Origin of the sequence: Paenibacillus sp. MMO-58 (assembly GCF_037146255.1) — a bacterium.
Taxonomy (GTDB): Bacteria; Bacillota; Bacilli; order Paenibacillales; family Paenibacillaceae; genus Pristimantibacillus.
Window position 1 is genome coordinate 1 of record NZ_JBBCVY010000018.1, and the last position, 12,371, is coordinate 12,371.

Here is a 12,371-nt window from a genome sequence, read left to right on the forward strand (position 1 = left end):
TTACTCACCCGTCCGCCGCTAACTTTACCCGAAGGCAAAGTCCGCTCGACTTGCATGTATTAGGCACGCCGCCAGCGTTCGTCCTGAGCCAGGATCAAACTCTCCATTAAAAGTGTTTGACTTGCTCAAACTTTGTTTTATCGCTTTTCCGTTATTTCTAACGGGGCAGTTTCGCTCGTTGTTCAGTTTTCAAAGAACAATTTGTTTTTCGTGTCGTTCACGTGTTTCTCAGCGGCGACAAGAGATAATATATCATGAACGCCTAGTTGAATGCAAGCACTTTTTAAAAGTTTTTTTGATACATGTTGATCTCCTATTTATGACTGCTTGAATACCCACCACTTGCTGCCCGCGAAGTTAAGCACAACGGTTACCCCCGTTGCCAGCAGCTTAGCCGTGAACGGACCTAATCCCGCTGCCTTCGTCAGCTCATATAGAAGCAACATAGACACTCCCAGTACCGCCGCATTCAGCAAAATGAAGCGTATTGCCCTTCCGCGATCTGCTTTGTACTCGCTATCCCTTTTTGAAGCCCCTTTAAAGGTAATAAGAGAATTGAGCACATAGCTGTTCACCATGCCGGCACTATAAGAGATAACCTGCGCGGGGAGGACATACAGTCCCGCCCACACTAGCATGCTGTAGACAACAAAGTCCACGAGGGTATTGAGCAGTCCGATCATATTAAATAAGACGAATTGCTTTAATGCGCCAAGCTTTTGTTTTCTAGGGCTAACCTGCTGCTGCGGCTGCTCAATGGACATAATCGCGTTCCTTCTCCTGTTTCTCCGCTTGTTCCTTCTCTTCGCTAAACCCTCTGGCTTCTCTTACGATATATAGAGGACGGTTCTTGGATTCATCATAGATCCGGCCAATATATTCGCCAATAAGCCCAAGCAGCATCAAAATAATCCCGTTAAACAAGAGATTAATGGCGACAATGGTTGTCCATCCCGCTACCGTGCTTGTAGTAAAGAGGCGCTGGCACAGCACGACCAATAAATAAACGAAGCTTGTGGCCGACAGGGTAAAGCCGATATAGCTTGCGATTTTGAGCGGCTTATAAGAGAAGGAGGTGATGCCGTCCACCGCAAAATTAATCATTTTTTTCAGCGGATACTTAGTTTCGCCCGCAAAACGCTCCTCGCGGACATACTCCACCATCGTCTGGCGGAAGCCTACCCAGCTGACAAGACCGCGCACGAAGCGATTCTTCTCTTTCAATCCGCGCAGCACATCGCAGACCTTGCGGTCGATCAGACGGAAATCGCCGGTGTCCATCGGAATATCGAAATTCGTCAGGCTCCGCATTGTGCGGTAGAACATCATAGCGGTTAGTTTCTTGAAGATCGTTTCGCCTTTGCGCTTCAGCCGTTTCCCGTAGACAACCTCGTAGCCTTCCTTCCACTTCGCGATCATCTCGAGCATTACTTCCGGCGGATCCTGAAGATCCGCATCTATTATAATGATGGCATCGCCCTGCGCGTAATCCATACCGGCCGTAATGGCGATCTGATGGCCAAAATTGCGCGAAAAGTTGATCAGACGGACATTGCCGTCCTGCTGACATATGGCTTCCACGATTTCGACCGTCCGGTCTTTGCTGCCGTCGTTAACGAATACAAGCTCATAAAGCTCGCCGTAACCGTCCATAACTTCTTTCAGTTTGACATACGTATGGCGAATCACTTCTTCTTCGTTATACATCGGCACTATAATGCTGTATCTCGCCTTCATGCCCGTCTACCCCTTCCGTTCATCAGCTGTAAAAGACCCAAGAGTCAAAATGTCTTAGAGCAATCATCACATAGTCCTTGCTTACTTCCATACCGGAAATAACTGGATAATACATTATAAACAGAACGACCGCTATGCCGGCATATACCCAGCGGATCCATTTTTTATTCTCGCGTCCTTCTTCAATACGGGTGAATATATAAACGATAGCCAGAATCATGAATGGCACCATGGCAAAATAATGATATAAGAACGTCAGCCGCGGAACGAGCATCCATGGCAGGTATTGCGATAGATAAGCGAGCCAGAGCACGTATATCCTCTTATCCTTGCGTTTGACGCTTATATACAGCGCTGCTATGACCGCAAAAATCCCCGTCCACCATATAAGCGGATTGCCGAATGCCGAAATGGACGAGACCATTCCAGGTTCGAGATTTTTGCCGTTATAATACCAGACAGGACGTTTCATAAACGGCCACTCCCACCATTGGGACGAATACGGATGCGTCGCGACAAGCTTGCTGTGATAGTCATACATATGTTTCTGGTACTCGACAAGCCGTTCCGCCGTATACGTATCTCCCTTGACGTGGAGAACCGGAATATAGGACAAGCAATAGATAACTAACGGGATCGCGACGAAGAAAACAAGACAACTTGCCAGAGTCAGCAGCGTATTGCGCATAAACCCCCGGGAAGCCTTTTGGTAAGCCCCGTCATCCGGATGGTGATAGCCTTCTTCCCTGCTCGCCAGAGCACGCTTAGCCGCAGCGTGCTCGCGGTAACGTTCAATCAGGACAAGCGCCAGCATAACCGCCAGTCCGGCCCCGCCGTAAATGACAATCCATTTGGAAGCGACCCCGATCCCGAACAGCAGCCCTGCCCAAAATAATGGCACTAACGTTTTTCGAAGCGGAGAGCGGTAAAAGCTCATTTCCCTGTATTTATTCATGAAGTAGAACATCAGCATGATGAAAAAGACGCCATACACGTCAATTGTCGCAATCCTTGTCTGCGTGAAATGCATGAAGTCTGCCGCGAATAGGATCGTTGCCGTCGCCGCATAGCCCGTCTTGCGGAACAGCTGCAAGGCAAACAAGTAAATGATCGGCAGCATCCCGATACCAAACAGCGTGCCTACAATTCGCCAGCCAAACGGACTAAGCCCAAACAGCTTGATCCCTACCGCGATTAGCAGCTTGCCGAGCGGCGGATGCGTATTCTCGTAAGCCTTCATGCCATGAAGATTCTCGTAAGCGGTACGGGCATGATAAATCTCGTCAAAATATGAGCTGTTCAGGTAGTTCGGCTTATATACGGCATCCTGCTGTTCATCAAACAACCGGCTGCCTGCAAGAGCCGCATCCTGCTGCACGTCGCTTCCATCGCCAAGATCAACAACTTGCTCAACCGGAATCGGCTTGTCGCTTCCTTCCGGGTAGAAGACAACCTCCTGCATGGAGAAGCCCCACTGGGTTACCGTCAGCTTCGCATAACGGACCGTCTGATTGACCGGATTAACCGTCCACTTCAGGTCATCGCCAACCTTTTGCTCAATCTCGATCGAATTGCTCCATTGATCCGGCGCGCTGCTGCTGAATTCCCACTTGTACTTACCAACGCCAACTCCATTAAAGCTGTTGATCTGGCCGATTTGTACCGGCTTGCCAAAATCAACATAGAAGCTTTGGCCGTCCCGGTCCGCCTTCCAACCGCTGTCGAAGCTAACCGTAGACCCCAGATTCACAAGCGCGATAACGGCATAAATCCCCGTAATGACGGACATCCATAGCCAGTCCTTACGGTGCAGTCTGCTTGCAGGCTGCTCCTGTGCCCTTACGCTTTGCAGCAGCCGCTCTTCGGACATGGCAAGCTCGTCTTTCGTCACCGCTGGAACCGGCTGCTGGCGGCCCTTGATATATCTATCATAACCGATATAGATCATATACAAATACAAACCGATGTTAACAAGCGAAGTTACGATCATAATGCCGTTCGAAGAAGGCAGGAACGTATTCTCCTGGCTGAAGGCCAGGACATAGCCGACATTAATATAATGCGTAATGCTAAAGCCAAGCAGCAGATGCAGAATCCGGCGATCCTTCGCTTCCACATAAGCGAAGATCATCAGCAGGAGTGCCGGGAACATGTAGCGCTCGTGCATTTTGGCAGCAAACATAAAGACGGTAACGATTAAAATCATAGCCATGTAGAAGGAGCCGGTCAGGTCCTTCTGCTGCTTCCGGAAGGCAAAGAAGAGGACGGAGACCACTGTCGCGAAAACGATCCCGATATTCCCCCAAACGGAGTATTCCAGTCCTAGCCAATGCGCGTCCAGCTTCGCCCAGTTGCCGCCGGTTAAAGCATAGAGATTAAATGCGTTCAGCGTCGCGTACGGGTAAGAAGACAAGGTTGATTTATAAAGGTGATAGAGCGCGGATAATCCCCCGTTCTTCCAAATAAACGGTGCGGCGAGCAACAGGAACGCAACAGCGCCGTAACCAATCCCCGCGGCAACACGCTTCCAATGCCTGAGGTTGTAACCGTAAGCGAGAAGCATAACCGGCGTAAAAATCAGCGCCTGCGGCTTCACAAGCACGGCCAGCGCAAACCAGATCGAACCGCGCTCCAGCTTGCCGTCCGTGATAGCGCGAATGGCCAATACAAGAATCAGCGCAAAAAAGGAATCAACCTGTCCCCATCCGGCCGAGTTGATCCAAACGGCAGGGTTCCAGACGAAAATCATCGCCAGGCCGAAGGCAGCGCGGTGATCGAGTTTTTTTGCCGCTGTACGATAAATGAGATAACCGGTAATAAGATCGGTGATAATAGCCGGAAGCTTGTAAAATACGATTGCCGCATCGCTGGCTGACCCAATCCCGATCCATGATTGCAGTGCCCCCATGACATAGAGCACATATATATAGCCGGGCGGATAATCGGCAAACAGGCCTTCCTGATAGAAGTTGCCGAGTCCGTCCTTGAAGGCATGATTCGCCCAATAAATAAACGTATTGATATCATTCGTATAGCCTGGATTCGTGGCCGCTATGTAGAACCTGAAAGCGAATGCCGCTAGAAGCGCGATCCATAGTCCGTTCAGGGACGGCTTGCCGCCAGCCGCAAGAGGTTTACCGCTCACCGTAAATTCCCGGGCACGCAGCCATCTGCTATACAGGTAAGCGAATAAGGCGCCAAACAAAGCCGATATCGATAGTACCGGAAAAGCCGATATTTTCTTCGGGTCTATTTTCTCCTGATTTTGAGGTGTAGCCGAAGCGGTCTGTTCCGACTGCAGAGTAATGACAGGCGAGAAAGCTTCTGTCGCAATATTGCCTAAAGCATTGGTTTCTGCGCTGGCACTCCCCTCAGCGGATACATAACCGTTCATGGCAGGCAAAAGGCCAACAACGAGAACAAATAATAAACAAATGATTGCACGCAAGCCACTCTTCCACATTTTCCGCGGTTCACCTCAAACGTTAAGTTTTCGAGCTTGTTTTTCCTGTAAAATACATTCTCACTTTCCCTATCAAATGTCAATGTGTGCTCCTATCCAAGTGAAAACGGCTATGCCGTCCATAGGAAGGGCAGCATACGTTGCGCGAATGAAATATAAGCAAAGTATAGTAAAAACGTATACTGTCTTATATTCGCAAAAAAAACACCGCCCGGACCTGTAAGTCCAAGCGGTGCTGTCGTTAACTTCTTATTCGCCTGCACGCTCGCGCATATGCGGGAACAACAGAACGTCGCGGATGGAAGGCGCATCGGTAAGCAGCATAACAAGGCGGTCAACGCCAATGCCAAGTCCGCCTGTAGGCGGCATGCCGTACTCGAGGGCGCGGATGAAGTCGTCATCCATCTCATGCGCTTCGTCATTGCCTTGTTCTTTCTCGACAAGCTGAGCTTCAAAACGCTGACGCTGGTCGATCGGATCGTTCAGCTCGGTGAACGCGTTCGCATGCTCGCGCGCTACGATAAACAGCTCGAAGCGGTCCGTAAAGCGCGGATCTACCGGATTCTTTTTCGCCAGCGGCGAGATCGCAACCGGATGTCCCGTAACGAATGTCGGCTGAATCAAGGTATGCTCGCAATGCGTTTCGAAGAACGCATTCAGAATATGGCCAAATGTCATATGCGGCTCAACCGGTACTTTATGCTCCTTCGCAAGGGCATGAGCTTCTTCGTCGCTCATCTCTACGCTGAAGTCTACGCCGGTAACCTCTTTAACCAGGTCCACCATCGAAACACGGCGCCACTGCGGCGTCAGATCGATCTCTTGACCTTGGTAAGAAATTTTCATCGTGCCGAGAACCTCTTGCGCGATATGGGCGATCAGGTTCTCCGTCAATGCCATGATATCCTTGTAGTCGGCATAAGCCTCGTACAGCTCAATCATCGTAAACTCCGGATTATGGCGCGTCGAGATACCTTCGTTCCGGTAAACGCGGCCGATCTCGTATACTTTCTCCAGACCGCCTACGATAAGGCGTTTCAGGTGAAGCTCAATCGCGATACGCATGTACAGCTGCATATCAAGCGCATTGTGGTGGGTAATGAACGGACGAGCCGCAGCACCGCCGGCAATGGAATGCAGCGTTGGCGTTTCCACTTCGAGGTAGCCCTTCGAATCGAGGTAACGGCGCATCGATTGAATAATGCGGGAACGCGTAATGAACGTTTGTTGTACGTCCGGGTTCACGATCAGATCGACGTAACGCTGGCGGTAGCGCAGTTCTACGTCTTTCAAGCCGTGATATTTATCAGGCAGCGGGAGCAGAGATTTCGTCAGCACTTCCACTTCATAAGCTTTTACCGATACTTCGCCGGTATTCGTCTTGAAAACGACGCCCGTGATGCCTACAATATCGCCGATATCGAGCATTTCAAACGCCGCGTATTTGTTCGCTTCAACCGTATCTTTACGAACGTAAATCTGGATTTTGCCGGAGAGATCCTGGATATGCGCAAAAGAAGCTTTGCCCATGCCGCGCTTTTGCATAATACGGCCCGCAACGCTTACCTTGATTGCTTTCTCTTCCAGCTCTTCCTTGCTGAGCTCCTCATAAGCGGACACAATGTCTTTCGCATTGTGCGTACGCTCGAATTTGACGCCAAACGGGTCAACGCCAAGAGCTCTCAGCTCGTCCAATTTATCTCTGCGGATTTGCAGAAGTTCGCTTAGTTCTTGTTCTTGTTCCACTCCCGTGTTTTGCTGATCCACTTCATTCATCTCCTAAATTAAAGGCACTGCTGAACGTTCAAAAAGCTTCCGCTAAGGAAGCTTTCGAAAAATATGCGCAAATGGCAATGCAGACCTTATTTTTTAATATCGACGATTTTATATTGAATGATGCCGGCAGGCACGCTAACGTCCACTACTGTACCCTTCTTCTTACCCAATATCGCCTTGCCTACAGGGCTCTCGTTCGAGATTTTGTTGCGAAGAGGGTCGGATTCCGCTGATCCTACGATTGCATATTCCATTGTATCACCGAATTCCAAATCTTCCACCGTTACAACCGATCCAATACTTACCGTATCGGTGTCGATCTCATCATTATTGATAATCCGCGCGTTGCGGAGCATTTTCTCAAGCGTAATGATACGGCCTTCGATGAAAGCCTGTTCATTTTTGGCATCCTCATATTCCGAGTTCTCGCTGATGTCGCCGTAGCCAATGGCCACCTTAATACGTTCCGCTACTTCACGACGCTTGACCGACTTGAGGTTTTCCAGTTCCTCTTCAAGTTTCTTTAACCCGTCCTGAGTCAGAATGATTTCCTTATCGCTCATCTTCCGATTCTCCTGTCGTGTGACATATTATTCATACGGCGTATGAATTCACTGTTATTTAAATATATTGCATTCCCCGTTCCTCATGCCAAGTTGCGGGGCAGCTAGCGCGGAAACGACGATGTCGTTGATGTATATTGCAAGATTATATTTCAAAGACACCCCGAATGTCAATCAAAGCCAAATTTGTGTTGTAACCGCTTTATCAGAAATAGACTTAAGAGGATTATCGATTTGCAGACCGATAATCCTCTTCGCTCTCTTAATGTGCTTTGTTAGTGCTTCCTACCATACCGGCAAGCGCTTCTTCATCCAAAGAAGCAATGTACTGCTCCATAATTTCGACAAGCCTGTCGCGTCCTGTCTCTTCCATAATGACATCTTTCACGCGTGCCGCGCCCGGAAGTCCTTTGAGGTACCAGGCCATATGCTTGCGCATTTCGCGTACGGCAGTCGCTTCGCCTCTCAAGGCTACGAGACGGTCCATATGCAAAATCGCAACTTCCAGCTTCTCGCGCGGAAGCGGATCCGGCAGCAGCTGGCCCGATTCCAAGTATTGAATCGTACGGTACAGCATCCAAGGATTGCCGAGCGCTCCGCGTCCGATCATAACGCCGTCGCAGCCGGTATGGTCCAGCAGACGGCGGGCATCCTCCGGCGAGAAGACGTCGCCGTTGCCGATAACCGGAATGGAAACCGCCTGTTTCACGTCGCGGATAATGTCCCAATTCGCTTTGCCGGTGTATTGCTGCTCGCGGGTACGTCCATGAACGCTGACCGCTTTGCCGCCCGCGCTTTCGACAGCCTTCGCATTGTCTACCGCGTAAATATGCTCGTCGTCCCAGCCGATCCGCATCTTCACGGTAACCGGCTTGCTGACAGCGGCGGTTACCGCCGACACCATCTCGTAAATTTTGTTAGGGTCAAGCAGCCAGCGCGCACCAGCGTCGCAATTCGTAACCTTTGGCACCGGGCATCCCATATTGATATCAATAATATCGGCATTGGTCTGTTGGTCCACGACCTTGGCCGCTTCAACGAGCGACTCACGGTCGCCGCCGAAAATTTGCAGGCTAAGCGGCTTTTCGCGCTCGTCTACAAACAACATTTCCATCGTACGCTTGTTGCCGTGCAGGATCGCTTTGTCGCTGACCATCTCCGCGCATACAAGGCCTGTTCCGAATTCTTTGGCAATCAATCGGAAAGCCGGGTTGCAGACGCCAGCCATCGGCGCAAGCACGACTTTATTTTTCATCTCGATGTCTCCGATTTTCAACATGCTGCTTCTGTCCCTCCTTCTTAAATTGAATTGCCGCCTTAATGACGGAAGTAATGAAGTTCTAGCGCGTCATATGAAAGGTACGTTATGATTCCGTATCCATTAATTCTTCATAGCTGATGCCAAGCGTATTCGCTATATTCATCATAAGCCGGGCATCGGGCTTGCGGGTTCCCCGCTCCAGCGATCCAAGGACCGCAACCGATACGCCTAATACCTTTGCCAGCTCCTGCTGGGTGTAGCCCTTCAGCTTCCGGAATGCCCGTACTCGCTGAGCCAATTGGTGATTTTCCATAACGTGATGCCTTCCTTTCCATCCTGAAGCGCCGCTGCTGCAGTAGTCGAAACACGTTCCTGCAGAGGATGCGACGAATCGATGACATCCGCAAGCGGAACAAGCACAAATGCCCGCTCCAGCATACGGGGGTGAGGAAGCGTCAGCTCCTCGTCATCCATCGTAACATCTCCATATAACAGCAGATCTAGATCTATGGTGCGCGGTCCCCAGCGTATATCTCTTACGCGTCCAAGAAGCTGTTCCACTGTAAATAACACGTGAAGAAGCTCTAGAGGCGGAAGAGTGGTCTTAACGGCCATCGCCATATTCAGAAAAGCCGGCTGATCCGTATACCCGACAGGGTCAGTCTCGTAAATACCGGATATCCTTAACACTTGAACGCCGGGCTGCTGCCGGAGGTATTCAACCGCCTGCTGAAGCAGTCCCTCACGATCGTTAAGGTTGGAGCCTAGAGCAATGTACGCTTCCGCCAAGGTGTTAGGCACGGACAACACGTCCATTCCCGTCCCGCTTGCGGCGAAGCTCAATCGTAACCCCGTCAAAATGGATCTCGAACGGCGGATTTGGCTTCGTTACGCGAACCGTCACTTCATTTATCATAGTATAAGCTTCCAAAACCCGCGTTGCAATGCCGCCGGCCAATGCTTCGATTAATTTATATGGCTCTCCCTGCACGACGGATTTAATCTGCTCGTACAGCTCGGCATAGTTGATCGTTGCGTCCAAATCATCGGTTGCCGCCGCTTTCTCGAGGTCCAGCTTCAGTTCAAGGTCAACGATAAACTTCTGTCCCAGCCGGTTCTCCTCCGGAAAAACACCGTGATAACCATAAAATTGCATGCCCTTCATGATCATGCTGTCCATGTTTTTCGCTTCCTCGCTTTCTATTTAGAACGGCGGTACATGATCGCGTCGGTCATCATCGCTGTCCGCTTATTCGCGCGCACATCATGCACGCGTACGATTTGGCAGCCTTGGGCAATGCCAAGCGCCGTAGTTGCTGCCGTGCCTTCCGCAAGATCGTCAACCGGCAGGCCAAGCGTCTGCCGGATAAACCGTTTGCGCGAGGTGCCAAGCAGCACCGGGTAGCCAAGCGCGTTCAGTTCCGACAACCGGCCCATAAATTCGAGGTTGTCGTCATGGTCCTTCGCGAAACCAAGACCCGGGTCGAGCCAGATCCGGCTTGCTTCAACGCCAGCCTGAAGCGCAATGGCCACGCTCGCCTGCAGGTCGGCGAGCACATCCGGGACAAGGTCGCCGTAGTCCCGGGCAGGGCGGTTATGGCTGATAATAACCGGACAGCCATACTCGGCCGCCACGGCCGCCATAAAGGGGTCATGCTTCAGACCCCAAATGTCGTTGATAATATGCGCGCCCGCTTCAAGCGCCTGGCGCGCCGTCTCGGCTTTGTACGTGTCGATGGAGATCGGAACGCGAGGAGCCGCTTCGCGTACGGCTCGGATAACGGGCAGCAGGCGGCGTAGCTCCTCTTCCACGCTGACCGGCTCAAAGCCGGGACGCGTCGATTCCGCGCCGATATCGATAATATCGACGCCTTCCTCAACCATAGCCGCCGCACGAGCAGCGGCAGCCTCCGCATGGTTATACCGTCCGCCATCCGAGAAAGAATCCGGCGTAGCGTTCAGAATGCCCATAATCAACGTTCGCTTCCCAAGCTCCAGCTTTAATCCGCCGTCAAGCTCATAGCTTCTATTCCAAAAGGTCGGCTTATAGCCTGTATGTTCCTGTCCTTGTTCTTGTTCGCTCATTGTTGTTGTTCCTCCGTATCTTGGCGGTAGGCGAGCAGCAGCTCCCGCAGCACGGGTCCTGCGGATCCGGTACCAACCACCGTTCTGCCGCCATGATGATCGGTTACGCGCGTTACCGGTACAAGCTCCTGTATAGAAGTCGTCAGCCATACTTCATTCGCGGCAAGAAGCTCCTCAAACAAATAATGCCCTTCCCTCACGGTATAGCCATGCCCGCGAGCCAGCTCGATAACCCGCTGCCTTGTTATTCCCGGCAAAATGCCGATATCGGTCGAAGGAGTATAAATCGTGTCCTCCTGCACAAAAAACAAATTGCTGACGATGCCTTCCGCAAGAAGTCCCTCTTGGCTCAGCATAAGCCCTTCCGACGACGACGATGCATCGCTTGCCAGCAATTCCCGCTTAGCAATTATATTGTTCATATAATGGAGCGATTTTAATCGAATGGTCCCTTCCGGGGTATTTCTTGCGGTCTTAAGCAGCCGTAACTCTTTACCTTGGCTGTACAGGCTCTCGTTATGGGGCGGAAGCGCCTTAACGAGCATGAACTCCGTTGGCTGCTCGTAATCCCCCGACGGAAGTCCCAGTTCCCCGGTTCCCGCCGTAACGGTGAGACGAATATAACCTTCTGTAAGCCCGTTCTCTCTCAGCAGGATGGCTATCATCTTCCGCAGCGCATCCATATCCGGCTTGTAACGGATACCGATTGCTTCGCAGCCCTCCACCAGGCGCTTCATATGCCGGTCCAGCAAATACGGCTGGCCGCCGTACGTGCGGAACGTCTCAAATAACCCCATACCGTACAAAAAGCCGTGATCGTATACCGAGATCACAGCTTCGCCAGATTCCATTACCGTACCATTCAGCCCGATCTTCATCGAGCCGCGCCTGTCCGGATTTTCAAGAAATTGCGCAGCATGTCATGACCGTGCTGCGTGATGATCGATTCGGGGTGGAACTGTACGCCTTCAATCGGATATTCTTTATGGCGCAGTCCCATAATTTCGCCTTCCGCCGTTTCCGCGCTAATCTCCAGACAATCCGGAAGCGTCTCGCGCTTCACGATGAGAGAGTGGTAACGGGTAGCCGTATACGGAGAAGGGATTCCTTCAAAGATCGTTTTGCCATCGTGCAGGATTTCAGACGTCTTGCCGTGCATCAGCTTCTCCGCGCGCACAACGTCGCCGCCAAACGCTTGTCCGATCGACTGATGGCCAAGACATACGCCAAAGATCGGAATAATGCCTTTGAAATGCTCAATGACCGACAGGCTGATCCCTGCTTCGTTCGGAGAGCAAGGTCCCGGCGAGATCAGAATATGGTCAGGCTTCAACGCCTCAATGCCCGCAAGATCAGTCTCGTCATTCCGTTTCACGACAACCTCTTCGCCCAGTTCACCCAAATACTGCACCAAGTTGTACGTAAACGAATCATAATTATCAATTACTAGAATCATCGCTCCTGCTCCCCCTTTGTATATCGCTCC

General features: G+C 51.2%; 12 protein-coding genes and 1 rRNA gene. All 13 read right to left on the bottom strand.

Annotated elements, in window-relative coordinates; all coding sequences use genetic code 11:
• Window positions 1-110: ribosomal RNA gene (locus WFJ73_RS30560) — 16S ribosomal RNA — on the bottom strand; the annotation flags it as partial.
• Window positions 111-317: 207 nt separating this feature from the next.
• A complete protein-coding gene (locus tag WFJ73_RS30565) occupies window positions 318-764 on the bottom strand; it encodes a GtrA family protein (RefSeq protein WP_336776654.1) in 447 nt (148 codons plus the stop codon).
• Window positions 754-1,737: a glycosyltransferase family 2 protein gene (locus WFJ73_RS30570; RefSeq protein WP_336776655.1), complete on the bottom strand. Its 984-nt coding sequence runs from the start codon at window positions 1,735-1,737 to the stop codon at window positions 754-756. The genes WFJ73_RS30565 and WFJ73_RS30570 overlap by 11 nt, the downstream gene beginning before the upstream one ends.
• Before the next feature lie 22 nt (window positions 1,738-1,759).
• Window positions 1,760-5,200 (bottom strand): phospholipid carrier-dependent glycosyltransferase, encoded by a 3,441-nt coding sequence (locus WFJ73_RS30575; RefSeq protein WP_336776656.1) that lies wholly within the window; start codon window positions 5,198-5,200, stop codon window positions 1,760-1,762.
• A gap of 249 nt (window positions 5,201-5,449) precedes the next feature.
• Window positions 5,450-6,976, bottom strand: coding sequence for a lysine--tRNA ligase (lysS, locus tag WFJ73_RS30580; RefSeq protein WP_336776657.1), 1,527 nt, complete (start codon window positions 6,974-6,976; stop codon window positions 5,450-5,452).
• Between the two features lie 86 nt (window positions 6,977-7,062).
• Entirely contained in the window at window positions 7,063-7,539 is a 477-nt protein-coding gene (greA, locus tag WFJ73_RS30585) for a transcription elongation factor GreA (RefSeq protein ID WP_251657645.1), read from the bottom strand.
• Between the two features lie 262 nt (window positions 7,540-7,801).
• Window positions 7,802-8,818 (bottom strand): tRNA dihydrouridine synthase DusB, encoded by a 1,017-nt coding sequence (dusB, locus tag WFJ73_RS30590; RefSeq protein WP_336776658.1) that lies wholly within the window; start codon window positions 8,816-8,818, stop codon window positions 7,802-7,804.
• A gap of 85 nt (window positions 8,819-8,903) precedes the next feature.
• Window positions 8,904-9,113, bottom strand: a complete 210-nt coding sequence (locus WFJ73_RS30595; RefSeq protein WP_012772083.1) for a helix-turn-helix domain-containing protein — start codon at window positions 9,111-9,113, stop codon at window positions 8,904-8,906.
• Window positions 9,065-9,616, bottom strand: coding sequence for a 2-amino-4-hydroxy-6-hydroxymethyldihydropteridine diphosphokinase (folK, locus tag WFJ73_RS30600; protein ID WP_336776659.1), 552 nt, complete (start codon window positions 9,614-9,616; stop codon window positions 9,065-9,067). Before folK ends, WFJ73_RS30595 begins: the two co-directional genes overlap by 49 nt.
• A complete protein-coding gene (gene folB / locus WFJ73_RS30605) occupies window positions 9,594-9,980 on the bottom strand; it encodes a dihydroneopterin aldolase (protein WP_336776660.1) in 387 nt (128 codons plus the stop codon). The genes folK and folB overlap by 23 nt, the downstream gene beginning before the upstream one ends.
• 20 nt (window positions 9,981-10,000) lie before the next feature.
• A complete protein-coding gene (gene folP / locus WFJ73_RS30610; RefSeq protein WP_336776661.1) occupies window positions 10,001-10,885 on the bottom strand; it encodes a dihydropteroate synthase in 885 nt (294 codons plus the stop codon).
• Window positions 10,882-11,763 (bottom strand): aminodeoxychorismate lyase, encoded by an 882-nt coding sequence (gene pabC / locus WFJ73_RS30615; RefSeq protein WP_336776662.1) that lies wholly within the window; start codon window positions 11,761-11,763, stop codon window positions 10,882-10,884. Before pabC ends, folP begins: the two co-directional genes overlap by 4 nt.
• A complete protein-coding gene (gene pabA, locus WFJ73_RS30620; RefSeq protein ID WP_336776663.1) occupies window positions 11,760-12,341 on the bottom strand; it encodes an aminodeoxychorismate/anthranilate synthase component II in 582 nt (193 codons plus the stop codon). Before pabA ends, pabC begins: the two co-directional genes overlap by 4 nt.
• Between the last annotated feature and the right edge of the window lie 30 nt (window positions 12,342-12,371).